Raw genomic sequence first — 24,564 nt, forward strand, 5'->3', positions numbered from 1 at the left:
CGAGTGGGTACGTGTCGACGTGCCTTCCCGTACCCGCCTCGTGCCGCCCCGGTGAGCCGGGCCTGGACCGGTGAGGTCCGAGCCGTGGTCCAGGGCGTGCGCCGCACCCTGGGCGGTCGTGACCTGGCCGCTGCCGCGGCGACCACGACCTACTTCGCCGGCATCGCCGTCGTGCCGTGGCTGCTGCTCGGCGCCTGGACCCTGACCTGGTGGTCGGGCCCCGAGGCCGCCCTCGACCGGCTGCTCGCGCTGCGGGTGCTGGTGCCCGACGACATGGGTGCCCGACCGGCGTACGACGTGCTGGTGCGGGCCGGCGCGGGCGTCGGCCCGCTCGGCGCGCTGGTGCTGCTCTTCCCTGCGTCGTTCTACGGCGAGGGGCTGCGCCGGGCCTGCCTGGCGCTCGCGCCGCAGGACGACCGCTGGACCGGGTGGCGGGCCCGGGTCGCGATGACGCTGACCGCGGTCGCGGTGCCGGCGCTCGCCGCGGCGTACGTCGGGGTGGGCGGGTGGCTGCGCCCCCTGTCCCCCGGCGGCGGCGGTGGCGGCGCGGCCGACCTGCTGGTGAGGGTGCTGGTCGGCTTCACCACCACCTGGCTGGTGCTCTCCGTCGTGCTGACGTGGCTGTTCCTGACCGTCGCGCCCGGTCGCCCGCGCTGGTGGGTGGCCGTCGTCGGTGGCCTGGCCACGGGCTCGTTCCTGGCCGGCTTCCTGCAGGGCTTCTGGCTCTTCCTGTCGCTGCCGGTCGACGTCGGCCTGCCGTTCGCCGGCATCGGCGTGGTGGGCGGGGTGGTCGCGGTGGGGCTGTGGCTCTACGTGCTCCACGTCTTCCTGCTGGTGGGCTGGGCGGCGACGCGCTCCCTGCACGACCGGGTCGAGGCCCACCGGGTGGGGGTCGCGTGAGCACCGTCGAGCTCCGGGTGTGGGGCGTGCCGCGCACCGGGCCGGCGCTGCTGCGGATGGCGAGCGGCCGGCGCGGGCTGCGCGGCCTGCCGGGCCTGCGCTTCGCCAAGCTGCTCGGCACCGGCCGCGGCCGGACCTTCACCCCCGGCGACGCCGACCCCCACCACTGGGCGCTGCTCACCGTGTGGGACGACGACGCGGCGCTGGACCGCCGGTCCCACGGGCCCGTCGTGGACGCCTGGACGGGGGCCAGCGACGAGGAGCTCGTGGTCCGGATGCGACCGCTGGCCATCCGGGGCCTGTGGTCCGGACGCCGGCCGTTCGACGGCCTCGAGGTCGCCGGGCCGGGCCACGACGGCCCGGTCGCGGTGCTCACCCGCGCCCGGCTCCGGCCGACCCGGGCGCTGTCGTTCTGGAGGGCGGTGCCGCCCGTGGTGCCCGACCTGCACGACGCCCGCGGGCTGCGCCTGGCCCTCGGCGTCGGCGAGGCCCCGGTGGCGCTGCAGGGCACCTTCTCGCTGTGGGACTCGGCGGACGACGTCGTCGCCTTCGCCCACGGCAGCGCCGCCCACCGCGAGGTGGTGCGGCGCACCCGCCCCGAGCGGTGGTACGCCGAGGAGCTCTTCGCCCGGCTGGCCGTCGACTCGGTCGCGGGCACCCACCGCGGGGTGGCGCCGTGAGCGTGGTGAGGATCGCCGGTGGCGTGACCACCGCGGCGCCGCAGCGCTCGGTGCTGCTCGCGTGGCTGCTCGCGGGCGCGGGCATCCTGAGCCAGGTCATGTTCCCGCTCACCGGCGGCGGCACGCTGCCGCTGACCGTGGCGGCCGTGGTGCTGCTGGCCGGGGCCTCGGTGGCCCACGCCTGGGTCTCCCGCGGGGCGGCGACGGCGCTCGCGCTGGTCGGGGTGGCCGGGGGCCTGGGACTGGTCGCCGAGGCGGTCGGGGTCGCGACGGGGTTCCCGTTCGGCGGCTACGACTACACCGGCACCCTCGGTCCGGAGGTGCTCGGCGTGCCCGTCCTGGTGCCGCTGGCCTGGACGATGATGGCCTGGCCCGCGCTGCTCGTCGCCCGGGTGCTGGTGCGCGGCCTGGTCCGGGAGCCGGGAGGCTGGCGCGCCCGCGCCGCGACCACCGCGGTGGCGGCCTGGGCGCTGACGGCCTGGGACGTCTTCCTCGACCCCCAGATGGTCGACGCCGGCCACTGGGCCTGGGACACGCCCGCTCCCCACCTGCCCGGCGTGGAGGGCATCCCGCTGACCAACTTCGCCGGCTGGCTGGCCGTGGCCGCGCTCCTCACCGGCGTGCTCGACCTGGTCGTGGACTGCCTCGTCGACCCGGACCTGGCCCGCCACCGGCCCTCCCTGCCCGAGGTGCTGCAGCGCGACTCCGTGCCGGTGACGGTCTACCTGTGGACCTACGCCTCCTCCGTCATGGCCAACGCCGTGTTCTTCGGCCGCCCGAGCGTGGCCCTCGTGGGTGCGCTGGTCATGGGCGTGGTCGCGGTGCCGCTGGCCCGCCGGGCCTGGCTCGCCCGGCGCGACCTCGGGGCGGGCTGGTGAGGCCCGCCACCGCGCTGGTCCGCGGCGGCACCGGGCTCGCCCTGGCGTCGCTGGCGCTGACGCTGGTCAACCTGGCGCGGCTGCGCGTGCCCGCCCCCGCCACCGTGCCCGGGGCGGCGACACCGGCGGAGCCGCTCGTCGTGCTGCTCCCGGTCCGCGACGAGGTCGACGTGGTCGAGGACTGCGTCGACCACCTCGTCGCCGCGATCCGGCGCTGGCCCGGACCCGCCCGGCTGCTGGTCCTCGACGACGGCTCCACCGACGGCACCGCCGCGGCCCTGGACGTCCTCGCGCAGCGCCACGACCTCGTGGAGGTGCTGCTCGGCAGCCCTCCGCCCCCGGGCTGGCTGGGCAAGCCCTGGGCCTGCCGCCAGCTCGCGCTGCACGCCGGCGACGCGTCGGTCCTGGCCTTCGTCGACGCCGACGTCCGCGTGGCCCCCGACGGGCTGGTCGCCTCGGTGGCGCTGCTGCGGGCGGCCGGGCTCGACCTGGTCTCGCCCTACCCCCGCCAGGAGGCGCACACCGCGGCCGAGCGGCTGGTGCAGCCGCTGCTGCAGTGGTCGTGGCTGGCCACGCTGCCCCTCGACGTCGCCGAGCGCTCGGCCCGGCCGTCCACCGCGGTGGGCAACGGCCAGCTGCTGGTGGTCGACGCGGGCGCCTACGCCCGCTGCGGCGGGCACGGTGCCGTGCGCGGCGAGGTGCTGGAGGACCTCGCCCTGGTGCGGTCGCTCAAGCGCGCCGGTGGCCGCGGCACCGTCGTCGACGGCACCCACGTCGCCCGCTGCCGGATGTACGACGGGTGGCCCGACCTGCGCGCCGGCTACGGCAAGTCGCTGTGGGCGGCCTTCGGCTCCCCCGCCGGCGCCGCGGCGGCCCACGGCCTGCTGCTCACGGCCTACGTCGTCCCGGCGGTCGCGGCGCTGGGCGGCTCGCGCACCGGCCTGCTGGGGTACGCCGCCGGCGTCGCCGCCCGGGCCGCCGTGGCCCGTCGCACCGGTGGTCGCGCCTGGCCGGACCCGCTCGCCCACCCCGTCTCGGTGCTGGCGCTGGCCGGCCTGACGGTCGACTCGTTCCGCGGCCGCCGCGCCGGCACGCTGCGCTGGAAGGGCCGCCCCGTCGAGGCGCCGGCGGTGCACCCGTCCGGGCGGGACGCCTGGTGAGCCGCGTCGTGGTCGTCGGGGCCGGCGTCGGGGGCCTGGCCGCCGCGGCCCGGTTGGCCGCGCTGGGCCACCGGGTGAGCGTGCTCGAGCAGGCCGAGGCGGTGGGCGGCAAGCTCGGCACCGAGCGCCACGAGGGCTTCGTCTTCGACACCGGGCCCTCGCTGCTGACGATGCCGCACGTGCTCGAGGAGCTCTTCGCGGCCACCGGCGCCCCGCTGGCCGACGTGCTGGCGCTGGAGCGGCTGGAGGTGGCCTGCCGCTACCGCTTCCCCGACGGCACGGTGCTCGACCTGCCCGGCGACCCGCAGCTGGTCCCCGCCGCCCTCGACGCCGCGCTCGGCCAGGGCCGGGGCGCCCAGTGGTCGGCGCTGAGCCGGCGCGCGAGCGCGATCTGGGACCTGACCCACGGACCCTTCCTGGAGTCGCCGGTCGGGCCGCGCGACCTGGTGCGGCTGGCCCGCGACCCGCGCGACGTCGCCACGGTCGCGCCGTGGCGCACCCTGCGCGGCCTCGGCGCGGCGTACCTCTCCGACCCGCGGCTGCGGCTGCTGCTCGACCGCTACGCGACCTACACGGGCTCCGACCCGCGTCGTGCCCCCGCCGCCCTGCTCACCGTGCCGTGGGCCGAGCAGGCGTTCGGCTCGTGGTACGTCCCCGGGCGCCTGGGCCGCATCGCCACCGCGCTGACCGACCGGCTCGACGAGCTCGGCGTCGAGGTCCGGACGGGTGCCCGCGTCGAGGAGGTGCTGGTCGAGGGCGGCCGGGCCACCGGCGTCCGGCTGGTCGGCGGCGAGGTGGTGCTGGCCGACGTGGTGGTCGCCAACGCCGACGCCACCCGGCTGTACGCCGACCTGCTCCCCGGCCGCGCCGGCCGCCCGGGGCGACGGCGACTGGCGCGCACCACGCCGTCGCTCGCGGGGTTCGCGCTGCTGCTGGGCCTCGACGAGGCGCCGCCGGACCAGCCGCACCACGAGGTGCTCTTCGCCGAGGACTACGACGCGGAGTTCGACGCCGTCTTCGGCCGTCGCGGCCCGGCCCGTCCGGCGGAGCGGCCCACGGTCTACGTCAGCGCGCCGCAGGACCCCGCCGTCGTGCCGCACCCGGGCGCCGGCGCGTGGTTCGTGCTGGTCAACGCACCCCGGCACGACCCCTCCTCCGGGCCGAGCGGGGGCGTGGACTGGGACGCGCCCGGTCTCGCCACGGCGTACGCCGACCGGGTGCTGGAGCTGATGGCCGAGCGCGGCCTCGAGGTGCGCGACCGGGTGGTGCACCGCACGGTGCTGACCCCGGCCGACCTGGAGCGGCGCACGCTGACCGCGGGCGGGTCGATCTACGGCACCTCCAGCAACGGCCCCCGCGCGGCCTTCCTGCGCCCGGCCAACCGCTCCCCCGTGCCCGGGCTGCTCCTGGTCGGGGGGTCCTCGCACCCTGGCGGCGGGCTGCCCCTGGTGCTGCTCTCGGCCCGGATCGTGGCCGGCCTGGTCGGTCCGGCCGAGGGCGGGCTCAGCCGGGGAGGGCGCGGCGCACGGCGACGACGAGGCTGACCAGCCCCGCTCCGGCCAGGAGGGCGGCCACGACCGCCAGGGCCGTCACCAGCCCCGGTCCGTCGACGCGGGGCAGGACGGCGACGCCGAGCCCGCGGGCCGCGAGCTCGGCGAGGTGCATCAGCACCGCCAGCACCGCCACGATGACGCGCGCGGGCCGCTCCCAGACCGTGATCGCCCCGGGGCCGTGCAGGCCCGCCACCTGGGCGTGGGCGCGCACCGACTCCAGCAGCAGCGTCGCGACCACCACCAGCCCCACCAGCCACCACGGCGCCCCCAGCACGAGCAGGACCAGCAGCAGCAGGACGTCGGAGCAGCGGTCGGCGAGCGGGTCCAGGACCCGGCCCCAGGCCGTGGCCCGGCCGGTCCGGGCGGCCAGGGCGCCGTCGACGCCGTCGAGCACGGCCGCGGCCAGCACGGCCACCACCGCCAGCAGCGGCCACCCGGCGGGCAGCGTCGCCAGCACGGGTGCGGTGCCCGCGACCAGCACGCCGACCAGCGTCACCGTGTCGGGTCGCACCCCGCGCCCCGCCAGCGGACGGGCGCAGCGGTGCACCAGCCGGACCCACCCGGCGACCCAGACCGACCCGCGGGGGTCGACGCCCTCGTGGAGCCCTGCCCACAGGTCGTAGGCCCGCTCGGACGGGTCCGACGGGTCGGCACCGCCGACGGGGCCGCTCACGGGGCCGCTCACGGGCTCGGGAGCACCACGATGCCGTCGTCGTCGCTGACCAGCCGGGCGCCGGGGGCGAACTCCACGCCGCCGAAGGCGACGACCACGTCGCGCTCGCCCACGCCGTCCTTGCTGCTCTTGCGGGGGTTGGAGCCGAGCGCCTTGACGCCCAGGTCGAGCCCGCGGAGCACGGCGACGTCGCGCACGGCGCCGTGGATGACGACCCCGGCCCAGCCGTTCGCGACGCCGGCGGCGGCGATCAGGTCCCCCATCAGGGCGGTGTGCAGCGAGCCGCCGCCGTCGACGACCAGCACGCGGCCCTCGGCCGGCTCGTTGAGGGTGGCCTTGACCAGGGCGTTGTCCTGGTGGCAGCGGATGGTGGTGATGGTGCCGGCGAACGCCGCGCGGCCGCCGTACTGCCCCAGCTGCAGGTCGCAGGACTGCAGCGCCTCGCCGTGCTCGTCCACCAGGTCCGCCGTCGCCGTCACGTCGTGCTCGCTCATGGTGCTCGTCCCCGTTGCCTAGTCTCGTCGCGTGGTCCAGGACAGCATGCCCGGTGCCGGGTCGCGCGTGGTGGCCCTGCACGTCGCGAGCGCCCGCCGGGCCCCGATGCAGGCGGTGACCGAGGTGCTCGCCGAGGCTGGGGCGGGGATCGTGGGCGACCGCTACCACGGCAGCCGCCACCGCCACGTGAGCCTGCAGTCGGCCGAGGAGCTGGCGGCGGCGGCGCGGGAGCTGGGCCGCGAGGTGCCGCCGGAGGGCACCCGTCGCACGGTGACCATCTCCCACGGCGCGGTGCCCACCGAGCCGGGCCACCGCGTGGTGGTGGGCGAGGTGGTGCTCGAGGTGGTGCGGGTCGCCGCGCCCTGCCGGGTGATGGAGGAGACCCTGGGCGAGGGCGGCCGGACGGCGCTGCGGCGTCGCGGCGGCGCGGTGCTGCGGGTGCTGGTGGGCGGCGCGATCCGGCTGGGCGACCCCGTCATGCTGGACCCGTGACCGACTCCCCCGCCGACGCTGCCGCCGACCCCGCCCCCGACCGCACCGCCGCGCTCGCCGGGCGGCTGCTCGACGCCCAGGTCGCCTGGGTCCTCGACCAGCTCGACGGCGAGCGGTTCGCCGAGGCCGTGGCCGGCGACGTCGGCACGGTGCTCGACCTCGCCTCTGGCCTGCGGCTCGCCGAGGTGGTCGACGTGGCCGACGTGCAGGCGGTCGCGCGCCGCGTGGTCCGCGACGTGACGGGCAGCCCGACGGTCGAGCGGCTGGCCGGCCCCGGCGCCGCGGCGGTCCACTCCGTCCTCGTCGCGGAGGAGGCGCCGCTGGGCGAGGTGGTGGCGCGCGAGGACGTCGACGCCCTGGTCACCCACGCCGTGGCGCTGCACGACGTCCGCGACCGCGTCCTGGACCGGCTCGCCGACAGCCCCGCCACCGTCGCCCTCACGTCCGGGTTCGTCTCGCGCGTGGTCACCGACGTGCTGACCCAGAACCGCGCCCGCGCCGAGAAGGTGCCGGGCGTCTCCTCGTTGCTGTCGCTGGGCAGCGGTGCCGTCTCCAAGGTGGGCCGGGTCAGCGTCGGCGGCAGCCAGCTCGACCGGCTGCTGGGCGACGCGATGGGTGCGGGCGCGCAGTTCACGATGCGCCGCACCACCGCGATCGTGCGCGAGCTGGTGACCGACGCGACGCTCCACGAGGTCGCGATGGAGCTGTGGGACCTGGCCGCCGAGCAGCCGGTCGGCTCGCTGGTCTCCGTGCTCGACGAGGACGAGGTCGTCGACCTGGCCGAGCGGCTGCGGGTGCTGGTCGCGGGCGTGCTGGCCGGAGGCGTCGACGACGGCCTGGTGGCGCGCGTGGTCGACGCGTGCGTGGCGGCCTTCTTCGAGCAGCACGCCGAGCACGACCTGGCCTCGCTGCTGCCCGCGATCGGCCTCGACCGCGACGACCTGGTGGCCGACGTGCGCCGCCTGGCGCCGCCGGTGCTCGACGCGCTGCGGGCCGACGGCCGTCTCGAGCGGGCGGTGCGGGAGCGGCTCGCGCCCTTCTGGACGTCCGAGGACGTCCGCTCCCTGCTGGCCCCCTCCTAGGATCGGGGCATGGTCGCGCGGGCAGGGATCGTCGTCACCGGCACCGAGGTGCTGACCGGACGGGTGGTCGACCGCAACGGCCCCTGGCTGGCCGAGGAGCTGCGCCGCCTCGGCGTCGACGTCGGGCAGGTCGTGGTGGTGGGCGACCGGCCCGACGACCTCCGCTCGGCGCTGGTCCTGCTGCTCGCCCACCACGACCTGGTGCTGACGACCGGTGGTCTCGGCCCCACCGCCGACGACCTGACCGCCGAGGTCGTGGCCGACGTCCAGGGCCGGCCCTCCCGCCTGGACCCCGACCTCGAGGGCGAGATCGCCGCCGTCGTGGAGCGGCTCTCGGCCGGCAAGGGCTGGCGCCGCGACCCGGAGGCGACGGCAGCCGGCGTGCGCAAGCAGGCGATGGTGCCCGAGGGGGCCCACGTGCTGGCCCCCACCGGCACCGCGCCCGGCCTGGTGGTGCCGCCCGCCGAGGGCACCTCCGGTCCCCCGGTCGTGGTGCTGCCCGGGCCCCCGCCGGAGCTGCAGGGCATGTGGGGCGACGTCCTCGCCGACCCGTTCGTGCAGCGCGCGATCGCCGCGCGCGAGGAGCTGCGCCAGTCGACGATGCGGCTGTGGGGCACCCCCGAGTCGGAGCTGGCGGCCACCCTGCGCCGCCACGACGCCGAGCTCGACGGCCTCGAGATCACCACCTGCCTGCGCGAGGGCGAGCTGGAGGTGGTCACGCGCTACGCCCCCGCCGCCGCCCCGGCGTACGCCGCCCTCGAGGCCGCGCTGCGCGGCGACTTCGCCGACACCCTCTTCTCGCCCACCGGCGAGACCGTCGACGAGCTGGTCGCCACCGCCCTGCTCGACCGCGGCGCGACGATCGCCACCGCCGAGTCGTGCACCGCCGGGCTGCTGGCCGGGCGGATCGCGGACCGGCCGGGCTCCTCGGCGTACCTGCTGGGCGGGCTGGTGACCTACGCCAACGAGGCCAAGCGCGACCTCCTCGGCGTGCCCCAGGACCTGCTCGACACCGTCGGTGCGGTCAGCCCCGAGGTCGCGCGCGACATGGCCGACGGCGCCCGCCGGGTCGTCGGCACCGACGTCGGCGTCGGCATCACCGGCGTCGCCGGCCCGGGTGGTGGCACGCCCGACAAGCCCGTCGGCCTGGTCCACCTGTGCGTCACCTCCGCCGACCACGTCGTCGCCCGCGAGTTCCGCCTCGGCGGCGACCGCGCCGGGATCCGCCAGCGCTCCGTCGTGGTGGCCCTGCACCTGGTCCGCGAGCTGCTGGCGCGGTAGCGCCGGACCGGCGCAGACGACCGACGCCCAGACCGGCGCAGACGCGCGGACACAAGTCCGCTCGAGTGCCCGGTCTGTCCCGGTTCGTCACGGCTCCGCGACAACTTGTGTCCGCGCGTCTGCGCGGATCGAGCGGGCGGAAGCGGGGCCGGGGCCGGGCGGGGCCGGGCCGGGAGGCTCAGGCGTGGGCGATGCAGGTGCGGGCGGTGGGGCGGGCGTCGAGGCGGCCGGGCGGGACGGGCTCGCCGCAGACCTCGCAGCGGCCGTAGCTGCCGTCGGCGACGCGGGCCAGGGCGGCGTCGACCTCGTGGAGGTGCCGCCGGGCCTGGTGGGCCAGGGCGGCGGTCTGGGAGCGCTCGAAGGCGATCGTCTGGCCCTCGGGGTCGTGCTCGTCGTCGGCGTTGCTGTCGCGGCTGGCGGCGACCACGCCGGCGTGGTCCTCGAGCAGCGCGGCCAGCCGCGCCTGCGTCTCGGCGCGGTCGGCCTCGAGGCGCTCGCGGGGATCCATCGGGCGAGCCTACGGATCCCCGCGAGCGACGACGGGAGGTGCGGAGCGGGTCAGGCGACCATGCCGTGCGGGTCGATGACGTACTTCTTCGCCGAGCCGGCGTCGAACTCCTGGTAGCCGCGCGGGGCGTCGTCGAGGCCGATCGTGGTGGCGTTGACCGCCTTCGCGATGTGGGCCTTGTCGGCCAGGATGAGGTTCATCAGCTGCCGGTTGTACTTCTTGACCGGGCACTGGCCGGTGACGAAGGCGTGCGACTTGGCCCACCCGAGCCCGAGCTTGACCCCGATCTGGCCCTCCTTGGCCGCGTCGTCGACCGCCCCCGGGTCGCCGGTGACGTAGAGCCCCGGGATGCCCAGCGAGGCCCCGGCCCGCGAGATGGTCATGATGTCGTTGAGCACGGTCGCGGGTGCCTCGGCGGCCCCCTCGCCGTGGCCGCGGGCCTCGAAGCCCACGGCGTCGACGGCGGCGTCGACCTCGGGCTCGCCGAGCAGCTGCTCGATGAGGTCGGGCAGCGCGTCGCCCGAGCTCAGGTCGACGGTCTCGCAGCCGAAGCTCTGCGCCTGCTGCAGCCGGTCGGCGTTCATGTCGCCGACCACGACGACCGAGGCGCCGAGCAGCTGGGCCGCGTGGGCGGCGGCGAGGCCGACCGGCCCGGCGCCCGCGACGTACACGGTCGACCCGGTGGTGACCCCTGCGGTGTAGGCGCCGTGGTAGCCCGTCGGGAAGATGTCGGAGAGCATCGTCAGGTCGAGGATCTTCTCCAGGGCCTGGTCGCGGTCGGGGAACCGCAGCAGGTTGAAGTCGGCGTACGGGATCAGCACGTACTCCGCCTGACCACCGACCCAGCCACCCATGTCGACGTAGCCGTACGCCGCACCGGCGCGCGCCGGGTTGACGTTGAGGCAGATGCCGGTCTTGCCCTCGAAGCACATCCGGCAGCGGCCGCAGGCGATGTTGAACGGCACCGAGCAGATGTCGCCCTCCTTGACGAAGAGCACGTCGTCGCCGACCTCGACCACCTCGCCGGTGATCTCGTGCCCGAGCGACTGACCGACGGGGGCGGTGGTGCGACCACGGACCATGTGCTGGTCGGACCCGCAGATGTTGGTCGTGACGAGCTTGAGGATGACGGCGTGCGGAGCGGCCTGCTTGATGCCGAAGTGGTCCGCCACCTCCTTCGGGATCTCCAGCTTGGGGTAGTCGACCGTCTCGACGGCGACCTCCCCCGGGCCCTTGTAGACGACCACGCGGTTTCCGGACATGAGCACGTCCTCTCCTCCCCCGCGGACGGCGGGGGCTGACGTTCGACGAGCCGACGTGACGAGCGTCACCCGGCCCCACCACACAAGCACCCACCCCCTGGGGCGACAAGGGGGTGGGGCCGGCTAGCGGGCGGCCGTCCCGTCGCCGGCCTCGTCCTGCCGGGCGCGGCGCAGCCGGCGACCGACCGCCTCGAGCAGCTCCATCATGGGCGCGGCCTGCTCCTGGGGGCGCGCGACGCCTGCGCCCATCGCCCGGCTGACGTGCTCGGCGAGGTCGTTGATCTTCACGTTGTGCTCGTTGGACTGCTTGCGCAGGATCGCGAAGGCCGTCACCTCGTCGATGCGGTAGGTGACCATCAGGGCGCCCTTCACCTGCTCGATGGCCCGGCGGTGGCGGGTGGCCGCGTCCACGGCGCTGCGGGTCGCGACCCGCACCTCGTCGGTGACGTCGAGCGACCAGCCCTCGAGGGTGCGGGGCTCGCCCTGCTCGTCGGGCACGACCTCGCCGACGAAGCTGAACACCCGCTCGCCGCGGGAGTCGGTGAGCAGCCGGCCCTGGCCGGCCAGGGTGGAGCGCTCGGCGACGGCGTGCTCGAGCGACCGCGTGATCCCCTCGACGTCGTCGGGGTGCAGGCGCGGGAGCACCGCGTCGATGCCGCAGCCCTCGGGGAGGGGGATGTCCCACAGCCGCACGACCTCGTCGGAGAACCACCAGGCCCCGGTCGCGAAGTCGTGCCCCCACTGTCCGAAGACAGGGAGGGCTGAGGTGTCGTTCGTCGGGCTCACGCGCGCCTTTCCGGGTGCTCTGGGTCGCGGGAGGCCACGCTTCCGGACCGTTGCACCGGCACCGGAAACGTCCCGAGCGACGGCTACCCGGCAACATCTTGCACCGCCGGTCCCCCCGAGGGGAAGTCGCGGGCACGCGTGTTGCCTTACGTCGTACGCCGCCCCGTCCCGCGGCCCGCTCCGAGAAGCGCTCCCGGACCCTGCGGACGTGCTGGTCCTCACACCCGGAATCCCCTCCCACCACCCGGCGTTGGCCCGGACATGACGACACTGGGACTCATCGGCAGCGGCAACATCGGCGGCACCCTCGCGAAGCTGGCGGTCGACGCCGGGCACGACGTGGTGCTCAGCAACAGCCGCGGGCCCGAGACGCTGCAGGACCTGGTCGCCGAGCTGGGCCCGCACGCCCGGGCCGCGACCGCCGCCGAGGCCGCCGAGGCGGGCGACGTCGTGGTGGTGACGGTGCCCCTGAAGAACTACCGCCAGGTGCCGGTCGAGCCGCTCGCGGGCAAGGTCGTCATCGACACGAACAACTACTACCCCGAGCGCGACGGCCAGGTCGCCGAGCTCGACGACGAGTCGACGACGACCAGCGAGCTGCTCCAGGAGCACCTGCCCACCTCGCGCGTCGTCAAGGCGTTCAACAACATCTACTTCGGTCACCTGGCCTCGCTCGCCCGGCCCGCGGGCGACCCGGCCCGCTCGGTGATCGCGATCGCCGGCGACGACGCGTCGGCCAAGCAGACCGTGACCGCGCTGCTCGACGACCTCGGCTACGAGGCCCACGACGCCGGGGCGCTCGCCGAGGGCTGGCGCTTCCAGCGCGACACCGCGGCGTACGGCGCGCCGTACGTCGTGCCGGGCGAGGAGTTCCCCGGCACCGGCAAGGCCGCCACCCACCAGGAGATGGCCGACGCGCTGGCCGCGGCCAAGCGCTACTCCGAGGTCTGAGCCCCGACGCGCCGGGCCGTCCCCTCAGCCGAGGGGGTGGCCCAGCGCGGTCGCCAGGCCGGGGACGTCGGCCACCGTGAGCGTCACGCCGGGGTGCCTGAGGGTGCGGGTGGGGTCGATGCCCGGCACGGGCTCGCGCAGGTCCAGGCACAGCGCCCGGTCGCCGTTGGTGGCGAACGAGATGCCGCGGTCGGAGAACGACAGGTGCGGCGGCCCGGCCGTCTTGAGCAGCGCGAACCCGCCGGTGTCCTGCACGCCCACGACGTTGTCGAGGCGCGTCCGCAGCGACCACGGCCCGAACCGCACCCGCAGCTCGCCGTCGTCGACCACCACGCGCGCGGTGCGGGGCGTCACCCCGAACGGCAGGCCGAGGACCCGGTAGGCGGGCGCGAACGCGAACTCGAAGACCTGGTCACCACTCACCACCCCACCCTGGCAGGTGGTCCCTGGTGGGGACGCGGCCGATAGGTTCGCGCCATGCGCTACTCCAAGCTCCTGTCCTCCCTGACCGCGGCCTACGGCGCCTTCGCGCTCGTCAAGCCCCGCCACCTGGCCGACGGCATCGAGGCGCCGGCGGTGCAGGCCCCGGCGTACGACCGGATGGCCTACACCTACGCCGGCCGCGACCTGTCCATCTCGGGCCTGGCCCTGGCCTCCTCCAACCCCTCGGTCGTCACCGCCGCCATGGTGCTGCGGATCGTCGGCGACGTCGCGGACGCCACCATCCTCGCCACCGGCACCCAGGACTCGAAGGTGCGCGGCAAGGTGCTGGGCGTGACGCTCGGGTGGGCCGCCCTCAACACGCTGGCGCTGGTCGCCGACCGGCGGGCGCTGCGCTCCTAGCCACGGTCCGGGCACACGCGCCCGCAGCCGGGCGCTCGACACCCGAGGCCCCGGTGCCACCCCTAGCGGGGCGGCACCGGGGCCTCGTCGCGTCCTCAGGCCTGCGGCGTGGGCGTGCCCGCGGCGGGCGCGTCGGCCGGGGGCTTGGCGGGACCCGTGCCCGCGCCCGGGCCCTTGCCCGGGGTGGGCGGGGCGGGCGGGGTGGGTGCGCCGGAGTCGGAGGAGCCGGGGGCGGCCGGGGCCGTCGGGGCGGTGGGCGCCGAGCCGTCGGCCGCCGGACCGCAGCCGGGGGCCGGCGGGGCCGGGGGCTTCGGGGTGCCCTCGCCGGCGGCCGGCGGGGTGGGCGGCTTCGGGGCGTCCTCGCCCGTGGGCGGCGTGGGCTTCTCGCCGCTGGGCGGCTTGGGGGCGTCGCCGCCGGTCGGGGGCTTCGGGGCGTCCTCGCCCGTGGGCGGCGTGGGCTTCTCGCCGCTGGGCGGCTTGGGGGCGTCGCCGCCGGTCGGGGGCTTCGGGGCGTCGTCGCCCGTGGGCGGCTTCGGGGCCCCGGCGGGCGGTGCCGGCACGGCGCAGTCCCGGGCGGCGGACCCGTCCTGGTCCGCGTCCGCCCCCGACCCCGTGGACCCGTCCGAGGTGCCGGAGCTCCCCGTGCCGCCGGCAGCGGAGCCGGAGCCGCCCGCAGTGACGGCGGCGTCCGAGAGGGCGCTGGTCGAGGCCGTGGGCGTGGTGGCGGCGGTGCCGCCCGCGATGGCGGGCACGGCGTAGGCGACGCCCACGGCGGCCACCCCCGCGACGGCCAGCGCGGCGAGCGGCGCCCGCCGGGGAGCGCGTCGCCGGGGAGCCGCGTCGGCCCCGATCGGCGAGGCGGCGACGGACTCGCGGTAGGCCGGGATCGGCTGGGTGTCGTCGTGCGCGGCGTACGCCGCCCGCTGCGCCTCCTGGTGCTGCTGGGCACGGCGGCGCGCGCGGAGGGCACGGAGCTGGTCGATCGGGTTCTGCGACATCAGGTTCTCCTCGGGTGGTGCGGATGGGTCCGGGTGGGTGGGTTCGGGTGGGTCGGTTCGGGTGGGGCCGGTCAGGAACGGGACGCGAGCATCCGGCCGACGGCCTCGACCGCGCCCCGGGGCGACGGCACCAGGTCGAGCAGCCGGCTGTCGCGCACGACGTCGGCCACGCCCGGTGGGGCGACGGCGACGACCGCGGCCGCCACCAGCCACAGCCCGAGCGTGGTGGTGAGACCGGCGACGAGACTTGCGAGCACGCCGCGTCCCCGGGCCAGCGCACCGGCCACGGCCGCGAGCACCAGCACCACGGCGACGAGGTCGACCAGCGGCCGGTCGAGCAGATCGTTCATCGGGTCCTCCTGGGGTCGGTCCCGGCGGTCTGCCGGGGCACGAGGAGGACGCTGCCGGGGCCACCTGAAGACGACCTCAAGAACGGCGCCCTCCCGCTCGTTCTTGAGGTGGTCTTCAGCCTCGGCGCGGCAGACTGAGCCCGTGACCAGCACCTCCGGCGACCTCTCCCGACCCGCGGGTCGGCCCTCCCCGGGCTCTCGCGCGCGAGTCCTGCTGGTGGAGGACGACCTCACGATCCGGGAGAGCCTGCGCGGCTCCCTGTCCGCCGCCGGCCTCGAGGTCCGGGCCCTGGCCGACGGCCTCGACCTCGAGGCCGAGCTGCACTCCTTCCGCCCCGACCTGGTGGTGCTCGACTGGATGCTCCCGGGCCGCGACGGCCCCGAGCTGGTCCGCGTGGTGCGTCGCACCACGGCCGCGGGGGTGGTGATGCTGACGGCGCGCGAGGGCGTGGCCGACCGGCTGCGGGGCTTCGACGTGGGGGTCGACGACTACGTCGCCAAGCCGTTCGTCACCGAGGAGCTGGTCGCGCGGATCCGCGCCGTGCTGCGGCGCACCGGGGCGGTCTCCAGCACTGTGGTCGTGGACGACCTGGTCATCGACGAGGGCGCCGCGCTGGTGGAGCGGGCAGGCACGCGGATCGCGCTGACCGCCACCGAGCTGCGGCTGCTGTCCTACCTGGCGACCAACCGCGACCGCGTGATGTCGTCGGCCCAGATCCTCACCCAGGTCTGGGGCTACGAGCAGTACGCCGACAACCTCGTCCAGGTCCACGTCTCGGCCGTGCGCCGCAAGCTGGAGGCTCACGGCCCGCGGCTGATCCACACCGAGCGGGGCCTCGGCTACGTGCTGCGCGCCCCCCGTCCCCCGTCGTGAGCGCGTCCCGCACCGGCCTGCACACGCCGTCGCTGCGCCGGCGGGTCACGCTGGTGGTCCTGGTGCTGCTCGCCGCGATGCTGCTGGCCGTGTCCGTGGTGACCGACACCGTGCTGGCCAACCGGCTCGACGCCCAGCTGCGCCAGCGGCTCGCCGACCGGGCGACCGTGGCGGCCGCGCTCGTCGACCAGGTGGAGCCGCGCGACCTGGCCCGTCGCCTGGAGGGCGACGGCGTCTCGGCCGTCGTGACCGTGGGCGACGAGGTCTACGCCGAGGGCCAGCTCGGCGGCGGGGCCACCGCCGGCACGCCCGGTGCGGCCTCCGAGCCCCCGGCGCCCGGCCCCGGCGAGGGACCCGCGGGCGGTCCCCCCACCCCCGCCGGACCCGCGGGGGCGGCCGACCGCGCCTCCACGCCCGAGGAGGTCGACCAGTCGGGCGAGCTCCTCTCGCTCGACCGCGACCTCGGCGACGACACCTCGGTGCGGCTGCTCGCCTCGACCTCGGACATCGCAGCGACCCTCGACCAGCTGCGGCTCGCGCTGGCCCTGGCCGCGGCCCTGGTCCTGCTGCTGGCCGGCGCGGTGGTGCCGCTCGTGGTCGACCGCGCGCTGCGCCCGCTCGGGCGCATCACCGCCGCGGCCCGCGAGATCGGGCGCGGCGACCGCCAGCGACGCCTGTCCCCCGACACCCCGGCCTCGGAGCTCGGCCGGACGGCCACCGCCTTCGACGAGATGCTCGACGAGATCACCGGCGCCGAGGACCGTGCGGTCGTCTCCGAGGAGCGGGTGCGCCGCTTCCTCTCCGACGCCGCCCACGACCTGCGCACGCCCCTGACCGGCGTCCAGGCCGCGGCCGAGCGGGTGCTGCGCGACGACCCGCCGCGCGACGAGCGCGAGCAGGTGCTCCTGACGCTCGTGCGGGAGTCGCGCCGCGCGGGCCGGATGGTCGACGACATGCTGCTGATGTCGCGCATCGACGGCGGCCTGCCGCTGCAGCGCTCCCCGGCCGACCTGCTCGGGCTGGCCCGCGAGGTCGTCGACGCCCAGCAGCTCACCAGCCCCGGGGCGGACCTGCGCGCCGCCGGGGCGCCCGTCGTGGTCGCGGTCGACCGCGACCGGGTGCTGCAGGTGCTGGCCAACCTGGTCCGCAACGCGGCGCAGGCGGGTGCCCGGACCGTGGTGGTGAGCACGGGCACGACCGGCGCCCACGGCTCCGGTGACGCCGAGGTGCGGGTGGACGACGACGGGCCCGGCGTCCCGGTCGCGGAGCGCGAGCACGTCTTCGACCGGATGGTCCGGCTCGACACGACGCGGTCCTCGGGAGGACCGGCCGGATCCGGACTCGGCCTGGCGATCGCGCGTGGCCTGGCGCGGGCCCACGGCGGCGACCTGCGCTGCGAGGACTCCGAGCTCGGCGGCGCCCGCTTCGTGCTGACGCTGCCGCTCGCGGGGCCGGGGTCGGGTCCGACGCCCGACGGCGCCGGACCCGCTCGGGGCTAGCCCTTGCGGGCCAGCAGGGTCCGCACCAGGAACAGCACGACCAGGACGACGACGATGATGAGCAGGATCTTTCCCATGGGCATTCCTCGCTGTGGTGACCCCGAGGGGTCGGCGTGACGGCCACGCGTGGGGCGATCGTAGGGCCGCGGCCTAACGTGCGGTCATGAGTTCTCCCCAGCCCGGCTCCGTCCCCCGCACCGCCCTGGTCACCGGCGCCTCGTCGGGCATCGGGCTCGCGACCGCCCGTGCGCTCCTCGAGGAGGGGTACGCCGTCATCGGCACCAGCCGCGACCCCGCCCGCATCCCCGAGGCCGACCGCGTCGAGGGCGTGTCCTACCGCGCGCTCGACCTCGACGACCTGGGCTCGCTGCCCGGGTTCTGCGCCGCCCTGCGTGCCGAGGGCCACCACGTCGACGTGCTGGTGAACAACGCCGGCGAGTCGCAGAGCGGTCCCCTGGAGGAGCTCCCCCTCGGCGCCCTGGAGCGGCTGTTCCGCGTCAACGTGCTGGGCCCCGTCCGGCTCACCCAGCTGCTGCTGCCAGCGATGCGCGAGCGCGGCGGCGGCCGCGTGGTGATGGTGGGCTCGATGCTGGCGAGCTTCCCGCTCGCCTACCGCTCGTCCTACGTCGCCTCCAAGGCCGCCCTCAAGGGCTTCGCCACGGCCGCCCGCCTGGAGATGGCACCCCACGGCGTGTGGCTCACCACCGTCGAGCCGGGGTCGATCAGCACCGGCATCAGCCAGCGCCGCACGACGTACGTCGACGACGGCTCGCCGCACGCCGAGCGCTTCGCCCGGATGCTGCAGCGGCTCGACCGGGCCGAGCGCCACGGCACCAGCGCCGAGCGGGTCGCCCGGACGGTCGTCGAGGCCGTCTCGGCAGCCGAGCCCGCGCCGCTGTACGCCGTCGGCAGCAACGCGCCCGCGGCCTTCGCCCTGCGGCGGCTGCTGCCCCGGGCCACCGTCGAGCGGGTGGTCTCGCGCCGCTTCGGACAGAGCAGCCGGCCCGAGCGGGCGACCTCGTGAGCACCCGCGCAGCCGCGCCGCTGCCGGCGCTGTGGGAGGACCTGACCTTCCTCAGCCCGCTCTCGGAGCAGCGCGCCGACGCCCAGGCCGCGTGGCTGGCCGAGGGCCTGGGACCCGGCACCGTGCTCGACGTCGGGTGCGGGTGGGGCGAGCTGCTCCTGCGCGTCCTGGAGCGGGCCCCCTCCGCCAGGGCCGTCGGCGTGGACGTCGAGCCGCTGCGCGTCCAGGAGGCCGGTCGCCGTGCCGCGGCCCGCGGCCTGGGCGGGCGGGCCCGCTTCGTCACCGGCGACGCGTCCGGCGAGGTCCGCGACCGGCTCCCGCCGGTGGTCGACGCCCTGGTCGTCTCCGGGTCGAGCCAGGTCTGGGGCCCGCCGGTCGAGGAGGGTCGCCCGCTCGACTACGGCGCCGCGCTCGCCGCGGTGCGGGCGCACGTGCGTCGAGGCGCCCGGGTGCTCTACGCCGACGCGATCTGGTCGCGCCCGCCCACCCCTGCCGCCGTCGCGCCGCTGTCGGGTCGCGACGACGAGTTCGTCACGCTCCACGAGCTCGTCGAGCTGGCGGTCGGGCACGGCTTCGCCGTCGTGGCCTTCGGCGAGTCGAGCCTCGAGGAGTGGGACGCCTTCGAGTCCGGCTTCGGCGCCGGGGTGGCGCGCTGGCTGGACCGGCACGGCGCCGCGCACCCGGAGGCCGGCGCGGTCGCGGCCCGGGCGGCGGACCAGCGGGCGGCGTACCTCCAGGGCTACCGGGGCGTGCTCGGGTACGCCCACCTCCAGCTGCTCGCGGTCTGACGACGGTCCCGCGCGGGCGGGGCTACGGGCCGCGGTACTCCACCAGGGCCACGGCCCGGCCGGTGCCGAAGTCGTGCTCGCGCCGGCGACCGGTCGCCGTCCAGCCCCGGCGCTCGTAGAAGGCGCGGGCGCGCGCGGCCCCCTCCAGGGTCCACAGCACCGGTGACGTCCCGGCGGGCGTCGGCAGCGCGGCCAGGGTCGCCTCCCACAGCACCTGCGCCGCCCCGGTGCCCCACCACCGCGGGTGGACGTAGCAGGCGTGCACCTCGGGTGCGGGCGCGCCGGCGGGTCCCGGGCCGCCGTGGGTGAAGCCGACGACCCGGTCGTCCGCCACGACCACCAGCAAGGTCGACCCGTCGCGCAGCCGGGGCTCGTGGTCGGCGACCAGCTGCGCGGTCAGGGTCCGGCCCGTGCCGCGTCGCTGCGCCACGGCGAGCGCCAGCGCCCCGGCCCCGAACACCCCGGCGTACGCCGCGCGCCACGCCTCGGCGTGCACCTCCCCGATCGCCGCGGCGTCGGCCACCGCCGCTCCGCGCACGTGTGGTGCCGGCGCCGGCTCGTGACCGCTCATGCCCCGCATCCTGCCGGAGCGGCTGCGGGCCCCGGGGTCGGCTCTCAGGTGGGCTGGCTACGATCCGCGGCGATGACTTCCCCACGACGCCTCCTGGTCGCCCTGTCCGCCTCCCTCGTGGCGGTCGCCGCCCTCAGCGGGTGCGGCAGCAGCGACGACGCCACCACGACGCCGAGCACGGCCGGCTCCGGGCAGTGCTCCTACCCGGTTGCCCAGTCGCCGGTGGAGACCAAGAAGGTCGACCGGCCGCCGGCGGACCCGCCCGCCGACGAGCCCGCGGCGGTGACGATCGCCACCGACCGCGGCGACGTCAAGGTCAGCCTCGACGCCGAGAAGGCGCCCTGCACCGTCAACTCGTTCCTCTCCCTGGCCCGGCAGGGCTACTTCGACGGCACCACCTGCCACCGGCTGACCTCGGGGCGCCTCAACGTGCTCCAGTGCGGCGACCCCTCGGCCACCGGCACCGGCGGTCCGGGCTACTCCTTCGCCGACGAGCTGCAGCAGGACGACCCCCGGCTGCAGCCGTGCCTGGGCCAGGTCGACCAGAGCACCGGCAACGAGGTCTGCACCTACCCCGCGGGCACCCTCGCGATGGCCAACGCCGGCCCGGACACCAACGGCTCGCAGTTCTTCCTGGTGTACGCCGACAGCCCGCTGCCCGCGTCGTACACCGTCTTCGGCCGGATGAGCGCCGCCGGCGTGGCGGTCGTCAAGGAGGTCGCCGCGCAGGGCAACGGCCCCGACGGCATCGCTCCCGAGGAGAAGGTGACCATCGAGTCCGTGAAGTGAGGCCATCGGCGCGGTCGTAGGGTCGAGGACATGGAATTCCGCTACCTCGGCAACTCGGGTCTCAAGATCTCCGAGATCACCTACGGCAACTGGCTCACCCACGGCTCCCAGGTCGAGAACGACGTCGCGACGCAGTGCGTCCGCGCCGCGCTCGACGAGGGCATCAGCACGTTCGACACCGCCGACGTCTACGCCAACACCAAGGCGGAGACCGTGCTCGGCGAGGCCCTCAAGGGCGAGCGGCGCGAGTCGCTGGAGATCTTCACCAAGGTCTACTGGCCCACCGGCCCCGGCGGCAAGAACGACACCGGCCTGTCGCGCAAGCACGTCATGGAGTCGATCAACGGCTCGCTGCAGCGGCTGCAGACCGACTACGTCGACCTCTACCAGGCGCACCGCTTCGACACCGAGACCCCGCTCGAGGAGACGATGCAGGCGTTCGCCGACGTCGTGCGCCAGGGCAAGGCGCTCTACATCGGCGTCAGCGAGTGGACCGCCGACCAGATCCGCCAGGGCGTCGCGCTCTCGAAGGAGCTCGGGTTCCAGCTGATCTCGAGCCAGCCGCAGTACTCCATGCTCTGGCGCGTCATCGAGGAGGAGGTCGTCCCCACCTCCCGCGAGCTCGGCGTCTCCCAGATCGTGTGGTCCCCGATCGCGCAGGGCGTGCTGACCGGCAAGTACAAGCCCGGCCAGGAGCTGCCCGCCGGCTCGCGCGCCACCGACGAGAAGGGTGGCGGCGCCAAGATGATCAGCCGCTTCATGAACGACGACACCCTCGCCCGGGTGCAGGACCTGCAGCCGGTGGCCGACGAGGTCGGGCTGAGCATGGCCCAGCTCGCCGTGGCCTGGGTGCTGCAGAACGACAACGTGGCCGCCGCGCTGGTGGGTGCGTCGCGCCCCGAGCAGGTCAGCGAGAACGTCAAGGCCGCCGGGGTCACGATCCCCGCCGAGCTGATGGCCAAGATCGACGACGTGCTGGGCGACCTGCCCGTGACCGACCCCGGCAAGACGGCCGAGGGCGCGCCGAAGCAGCGCGTCGCCTGACCCGTCCCGACCAGTCCGAGGGCTGTCGTACGCCGACCCGCGAGGGTCAGCCGCGGCAGCCCTCGAGCACGTCCGGGCCGAGCAGGTCGGGGAACCGCCGCCCCAGCTGGGCGGGCAGCACGTTGTCGGCCGTCTTCTCGGTCGGGCCGGCCACCGCCTCCCCGTCGCGCACGGCGTACGTCGTGCGCCGCACGTCGTAGGCCATCACGACGCCGGCCGGCTCATGGGCGACCGCCTCGGTGACCACGATCGCCCCGTCGGCGCAGCGGGCCGAGACGCCGCCCGTCGGCGCGTCGAGGGCCACGAAGGGCAGCAGCGGCTGGTCCGTCGCGCCCCCGCCGTCGCGCACGAGCTCGACGAGCCGGCCGTCCTCCTCGGCGTACAGCCGCAGCTGGAGACCGCCCCGCGGGTGCGACTGGCGGGTGGCCAGCAGGGCCCCGTCGACCCCCGGCACCACCACGGCCTGCGCTGCGTCGACCGGCGGCTCCCCCGGCGTGGCCGGGGCGACCGCGAACCCGTCGCCGACCGGCACGAAGACCCGGTCGGGGCAGCGGCCCGAGGACCCGGTCACCCTGACCGGCACCGGGGTGCCGTCGCCGGACAGGTCGACCCGCGCCAGGGTGCGGGCCCCGCGGACGGCGGCGCTGCCGGCGTCGCAGTCCCCCACCGTCGCGGTCCCTGCGCCGGCAGCGGCGTCCCCCGACGCGGAGGAGCCCGGGGACGAGCCCGGGGACGAGCCCTGCGACCCGCTGGACGAGCCCGTCGGCGAGGGCTCCTGCGAGCCGCAACCGGCGACGAGCAGGGCCAGCGCGGCGGCGACCGCGGCGGCGGTGGTCGGGCGGGGGCGACGGCGGACCGGTGGGGTGTCCATGGTCATCGGACGCGACCGGCGGGCGACTGGTTCCGCATGGGCTCACCGTAGGCCCACCGGGGCACGTCGCCGCGGACCCCCGAGCGTGCTGCGGGGTGGACCGGTCGGCCTACAGTCGTGGGGTGAGCACCATCGGAGAGCGCCGCCGCCGTCCCGGCCCCACGGTGCGCGACCGCGTGACCGAGTTCCGCGACGGCGCCCGGCTCGAGCGCGAGGACCGCGTCATCACCGAGGAGCCGCTCGAGCTGCGCGTGGGGTGGCCGGGCCGACCCGCGGAGCGGGTGGCGGTGACGATGCGGACCCCCGGTCACGACTTCGAGCTGGCCGCCGGGTGGATGGTCCACGAGGGCATCACCACGCCCCGCGACGTCCGTGCGGTGCGCTACTGCACCGACGAGACCCTCGGCGAGCTGGAGGAGTTCAACGTCGTCACGGTCGACCTCGCCGGTCCGCCGCTGACCCTGCCCGCGGCCCGCCTGGTCAGCTCGGCGTGCGGCGTCTGCGGCACCGACACCGTCCAGGACGTGCTCGCCCGCGCCGAGGCGACCGACCCGGTGACCCTGTCGGTCGCGACGGTGCTGGCGCTGCCCGACCGGCTGCGCGAGCAGCAGCCCGGCTTCGGCCGCACGGGCGGGGTCCACGCCGCCGGTCTGTTCGAGGCCGACGGCACCCGCGTCGTGGTCCGCGAGGACGTCGGGCGCCACAACGCCGTCGACAAGGTCGTCGGGTCGCGGATCCTCACGGCGCAGCGGATGCCGCCCGTGCTGGTGCTCAGCGGCCGCATCGGCTTCGAGCTGGTGCAGAAGGCCGTCGTGTCCGGGCTGGGCGCGCTCGTCGCCGTCGGCGCACCGACCTCGCTGGCGGTCTCGCTGGCGCGCGAGGCCGGCGTGGTGATGGTGGGCTTCGACCGCGGCGGCCGCTTCGTGGCGTACGCCGGGGCCGAGCGCCTGCGCGACTGAGCCCGGCCCCCGCGGCGTGGGTGCCGGGGACTGTCGGTGCCGCCTCCTAGCGTGTCCGGCATGCGGCTGCTGCACACCTCCGACTGGCACCTGGGCCGGTCCTTCCACGGGGAGGACCTCCTCGGGGCGCAGGCCGCGTTCGTCGACCACCTCGTGGAGACGGTGACCCGCGAGCAGGTCGACGCGGTGCTCGTGGCCGGTGACGTCTACGACCGCGCCCTGCCCCCGGTCGACGCCGTCGCGCTGGCCGACGAGGCGTTCCACCGGCTGGCCGCCACCCGGGCCCGGGTGGTGGTGACCAGCGGCAACCACGACTCGGCCCGCCGGCTGGGCTTCAACGCCCGCCTGGTCGACCTCGCCGGGGTCCACCTGCGCACCGAGCTGTCCCGGGTGGGCGAGCCGGTGCTGCTCGAGGACGCCCACGGCCAGGTCGCCGTCCACGGGCTGCCCTACCTCGACCCCGACGTCGCCCGGGTGGCGTGGGACCTGCCCACCCGGTCCCACCACACCGCCCTGGCCCACGCCGTCGGCCTGGTCCGCGCCGACCTCGCGACCCGCCCGGCCGGCACCCGCTCGGTGGTGCTGGCCCACGCGTTCGTGACCGGCGGCCAGCCCAGCGACAGCGAGCGCGACATCGCCGTCGGCGGCGTCTCGGCCGTGCCGACCGAGCTCTTCGAGCCCTTCGACTACACCGCCCTGGGCCACCTGCACGGCCGGGCCACGCTCACGCCCACGGTGCGCTACTGCGGGTCCCCGGTCGCCTACTCCTTCTCCGAGGCCCACCACGTCAAGGGCAGCTGGCTGGTCGACCTCGGACCCCGCGGCACGACGCAGGCCCAGTTCGTCGAGGCGCCCGTGACCCGTCGGCTCGCCGTCCTCGAGGGCGAGCTGGAGCAGCTCCTCGCCGACCCGGCCCTGGCCCGCCACGAGACGGCCTGGGTGCAGGCGACGCTGACCGACGCCTCCCGCCCCGACCAGGCGATGGAGCGGCTCCGCCGGCGCTTCCCCCACGCCCTGGCGCTGCGCTTCGCCCCGGTGGGTGGCGCGCCCTCGACGCGACGCCACCTCGTCGCCGGCCGCTCCGCCCACGACGTCACCCTCGACTTCGTCGAGCACGTCCGCGGCCGGGCTGCCACCGACGCCGAGTCGGCCCTGCTCGCCGAGGCGCTGGCGTGCTGCTCCGAGGACCGCGAGCTCGACCTCGAGCGCGTCGGTGCTGCTGCCGGCGCCGCCCCGGACGCCGGCCGGTGAGC

At 76.4% G+C, this 24,564-nt stretch carries 28 protein-coding genes; 18 read left to right on the forward strand and 10 right to left on the reverse strand.

Annotated elements, in window-relative coordinates:
• Positions 1-84 precede the first annotated feature (84 nt).
• The 5 genes from BLU55_RS04635 to BLU55_RS04655 are packed head-to-tail and all read left to right on the forward strand — an operon-like array spanning position 85 to position 5,162.
• Positions 85-900, forward strand: a complete 816-nt coding sequence (locus BLU55_RS04635) for a YhjD/YihY/BrkB family envelope integrity protein (RefSeq protein ID WP_197681090.1) — start codon at positions 85-87, stop codon at positions 898-900.
• On the forward strand, positions 897-1,580 hold the full coding sequence (locus BLU55_RS04640; RefSeq protein WP_091726634.1) for a monooxygenase: 684 nt from the start codon (positions 897-899) through the stop codon (positions 1,578-1,580). The genes BLU55_RS04635 and BLU55_RS04640 overlap by 4 nt, the downstream gene beginning before the upstream one ends.
• Entirely contained in the window at positions 1,577-2,458 is an 882-nt protein-coding gene (locus BLU55_RS04645) for a carotenoid biosynthesis protein (protein ID WP_197681091.1), read from the forward strand. Before BLU55_RS04640 ends, BLU55_RS04645 begins: the two co-directional genes overlap by 4 nt.
• Positions 2,455-3,618, forward strand: a complete 1,164-nt coding sequence (locus tag BLU55_RS04650) for a glycosyltransferase (protein ID WP_197681092.1) — start codon at positions 2,455-2,457, stop codon at positions 3,616-3,618. Before BLU55_RS04645 ends, BLU55_RS04650 begins: the two co-directional genes overlap by 4 nt.
• Positions 3,615-5,162 carry a phytoene desaturase family protein gene (locus BLU55_RS04655; RefSeq protein WP_091726636.1) on the forward strand — a complete coding sequence of 516 codons (1,548 nt, stop codon included), beginning with the start codon at positions 3,615-3,617 and terminating at the stop codon, positions 5,160-5,162. The genes BLU55_RS04650 and BLU55_RS04655 overlap by 4 nt, the downstream gene beginning before the upstream one ends.
• Here the strand turns inward: BLU55_RS04655 and BLU55_RS04660 are convergent.
• Positions 5,122-5,844 carry a CDP-alcohol phosphatidyltransferase family protein gene (locus BLU55_RS04660; protein ID WP_091733414.1) on the reverse strand — a complete coding sequence of 241 codons (723 nt, stop codon included), beginning with the start codon at positions 5,842-5,844 and terminating at the stop codon, positions 5,122-5,124. The genes BLU55_RS04655 and BLU55_RS04660 overlap by 41 nt on opposite strands.
• An 8-nt stretch (positions 5,845-5,852) precedes the next feature.
• A complete protein-coding gene (gene rraA, locus BLU55_RS04665) occupies positions 5,853-6,338 on the reverse strand; it encodes a ribonuclease E activity regulator RraA (RefSeq protein ID WP_091726639.1) in 486 nt (161 codons plus the stop codon).
• 31 nt (positions 6,339-6,369) lie between these two features.
• Here rraA and BLU55_RS04670 point away from each other — a divergent pair, with 31 nt between their 5' ends.
• From BLU55_RS04670 to BLU55_RS04680, 3 genes are read left to right on the forward strand one after another with little or no spacing between them, the layout of a single operon-like run.
• On the forward strand, positions 6,370-6,831 hold the full coding sequence (locus BLU55_RS04670) for an MOSC domain-containing protein (RefSeq protein WP_197681093.1): 462 nt from the start codon (positions 6,370-6,372) through the stop codon (positions 6,829-6,831).
• Positions 6,828-7,913, forward strand: a complete 1,086-nt coding sequence (locus tag BLU55_RS04675) for a hypothetical protein (protein WP_091726643.1) — start codon at positions 6,828-6,830, stop codon at positions 7,911-7,913. Before BLU55_RS04670 ends, BLU55_RS04675 begins: the two co-directional genes overlap by 4 nt.
• A gap of 9 nt (positions 7,914-7,922) precedes the next feature.
• Entirely contained in the window at positions 7,923-9,194 is a 1,272-nt protein-coding gene (locus BLU55_RS04680; RefSeq protein WP_091726645.1) for a competence/damage-inducible protein A, read from the forward strand.
• 178 nt (positions 9,195-9,372) lie between these two features.
• On the opposite strand, the gene BLU55_RS04685 is transcribed toward BLU55_RS04680, so the two are convergent.
• From BLU55_RS04685 to BLU55_RS04695, 3 genes are all read right to left on the reverse strand, one after another.
• Complete coding sequence (locus BLU55_RS04685; protein ID WP_091726648.1) at positions 9,373-9,702, reverse strand: TraR/DksA family transcriptional regulator; 330 nt, start codon at positions 9,700-9,702, stop codon at positions 9,373-9,375.
• A 50-nt stretch (positions 9,703-9,752) separates the two neighbouring features.
• Positions 9,753-10,964: a formaldehyde dehydrogenase, glutathione-independent gene (gene fdhA, locus BLU55_RS04690; protein WP_091733418.1), complete on the reverse strand. Its 1,212-nt coding sequence runs from the start codon at positions 10,962-10,964 to the stop codon at positions 9,753-9,755.
• Positions 10,965-11,087: 123 nt separating this feature from the next.
• On the reverse strand, positions 11,088-11,750 hold the full coding sequence (locus tag BLU55_RS04695; RefSeq protein WP_157682731.1) for an ANTAR domain-containing protein: 663 nt from the start codon (positions 11,748-11,750) through the stop codon (positions 11,088-11,090).
• A gap of 261 nt (positions 11,751-12,011) precedes the next feature.
• Between BLU55_RS04695 and BLU55_RS04700 the strand changes: the two genes are divergently transcribed.
• Positions 12,012-12,701 carry an NADPH-dependent F420 reductase gene (locus tag BLU55_RS04700; protein ID WP_091726650.1) on the forward strand — a complete coding sequence of 230 codons (690 nt, stop codon included), beginning with the start codon at positions 12,012-12,014 and terminating at the stop codon, positions 12,699-12,701.
• 24 nt (positions 12,702-12,725) lie between these two features.
• Here the strand turns inward: BLU55_RS04700 and BLU55_RS04705 are convergent, their stop codons facing one another.
• Positions 12,726-13,124, reverse strand: a complete 399-nt coding sequence (locus BLU55_RS04705; RefSeq protein WP_091726653.1) for a hypothetical protein — start codon at positions 13,122-13,124, stop codon at positions 12,726-12,728.
• A 54-nt stretch (positions 13,125-13,178) separates the two neighbouring features.
• Here BLU55_RS04705 and BLU55_RS04710 point away from each other — a divergent pair, with 54 nt between their 5' ends.
• Complete coding sequence (locus tag BLU55_RS04710; protein ID WP_091726655.1) at positions 13,179-13,544, forward strand: hypothetical protein; 366 nt, start codon at positions 13,179-13,181, stop codon at positions 13,542-13,544.
• Positions 13,545-13,639: 95 nt separating this feature from the next.
• On the opposite strand, the gene BLU55_RS04715 is transcribed toward BLU55_RS04710, so the two are convergent.
• Complete coding sequence (locus tag BLU55_RS04715) at positions 13,640-14,542, reverse strand: hypothetical protein (RefSeq protein ID WP_091726658.1); 903 nt, start codon at positions 14,540-14,542, stop codon at positions 13,640-13,642.
• Between the two features lie 71 nt (positions 14,543-14,613).
• The gene (locus BLU55_RS04720; protein WP_091726660.1) at positions 14,614-14,892 is read right to left on the reverse strand and encodes a hypothetical protein; all 279 of its coding nucleotides are present in this window, start codon (positions 14,890-14,892) and stop codon (positions 14,614-14,616) included.
• 142 nt (positions 14,893-15,034) lie between these two features.
• Between BLU55_RS04720 and BLU55_RS04725 the strand changes: the two genes are divergently transcribed.
• From BLU55_RS04725 to BLU55_RS04740, 4 genes are all read left to right on the forward strand, one after another.
• Positions 15,035-15,766 carry a response regulator transcription factor gene (locus BLU55_RS04725; protein ID WP_091726663.1) on the forward strand — a complete coding sequence of 244 codons (732 nt, stop codon included), beginning with the start codon at positions 15,035-15,037 and terminating at the stop codon, positions 15,764-15,766.
• A complete protein-coding gene (locus BLU55_RS04730) occupies positions 15,763-17,265 on the forward strand; it encodes a HAMP domain-containing sensor histidine kinase (protein ID WP_091726666.1) in 1,503 nt (500 codons plus the stop codon). The genes BLU55_RS04725 and BLU55_RS04730 overlap by 4 nt, the downstream gene beginning before the upstream one ends.
• A gap of 163 nt (positions 17,266-17,428) precedes the next feature.
• Positions 17,429-18,289: an SDR family oxidoreductase gene (locus BLU55_RS04735; protein ID WP_091726668.1), complete on the forward strand. Its 861-nt coding sequence runs from the start codon at positions 17,429-17,431 to the stop codon at positions 18,287-18,289.
• Positions 18,286-19,077 (forward strand): SAM-dependent methyltransferase, encoded by a 792-nt coding sequence (locus BLU55_RS04740; protein ID WP_091726671.1) that lies wholly within the window; start codon positions 18,286-18,288, stop codon positions 19,075-19,077. The genes BLU55_RS04735 and BLU55_RS04740 overlap by 4 nt, the downstream gene beginning before the upstream one ends.
• A gap of 22 nt (positions 19,078-19,099) precedes the next feature.
• Here the strand turns inward: BLU55_RS04740 and BLU55_RS04745 are convergent, their stop codons facing one another.
• A complete protein-coding gene (locus BLU55_RS04745; RefSeq protein ID WP_157682732.1) occupies positions 19,100-19,648 on the reverse strand; it encodes a GNAT family N-acetyltransferase in 549 nt (182 codons plus the stop codon).
• A gap of 72 nt (positions 19,649-19,720) precedes the next feature.
• On the opposite strand from BLU55_RS04745, the gene BLU55_RS04750 reads away from it, so the two are divergent.
• Together BLU55_RS04750 and BLU55_RS04755 are read left to right on the forward strand one after the other, a co-directional pair.
• Entirely contained in the window at positions 19,721-20,437 is a 717-nt protein-coding gene (locus BLU55_RS04750) for a peptidylprolyl isomerase (protein ID WP_091726677.1), read from the forward strand.
• Positions 20,438-20,467: 30 nt separating this feature from the next.
• Positions 20,468-21,481, forward strand: coding sequence for an aldo/keto reductase family protein (locus BLU55_RS04755; protein ID WP_091726680.1), 1,014 nt, complete (start codon positions 20,468-20,470; stop codon positions 21,479-21,481).
• A 46-nt stretch (positions 21,482-21,527) separates the two neighbouring features.
• On the opposite strand, the gene BLU55_RS04760 is transcribed toward BLU55_RS04755, so the two are convergent.
• Positions 21,528-22,352 (reverse strand): hypothetical protein, encoded by an 825-nt coding sequence (locus BLU55_RS04760; RefSeq protein ID WP_157682733.1) that lies wholly within the window; start codon positions 22,350-22,352, stop codon positions 21,528-21,530.
• A gap of 122 nt (positions 22,353-22,474) precedes the next feature.
• On the opposite strand from BLU55_RS04760, the gene BLU55_RS04765 reads away from it, so the two are divergent.
• Both BLU55_RS04765 and BLU55_RS04770 read left to right on the forward strand, forming a co-directional pair.
• A complete protein-coding gene (locus BLU55_RS04765; RefSeq protein WP_231917047.1) occupies positions 22,475-23,311 on the forward strand; it encodes a formate dehydrogenase accessory sulfurtransferase FdhD in 837 nt (278 codons plus the stop codon).
• Between the two features lie 60 nt (positions 23,312-23,371).
• Complete coding sequence (locus tag BLU55_RS04770) at positions 23,372-24,562, forward strand: exonuclease SbcCD subunit D (protein WP_091726686.1); 1,191 nt, start codon at positions 23,372-23,374, stop codon at positions 24,560-24,562.
• Positions 24,563-24,564: the final 2 nt, after the last annotated feature.

It is taken from the genome of Nocardioides scoriae (assembly GCF_900104965.1).
Classification (GTDB): Bacteria; Actinomycetota; Actinomycetes; order Propionibacteriales; family Nocardioidaceae; genus Marmoricola; species Marmoricola scoriae.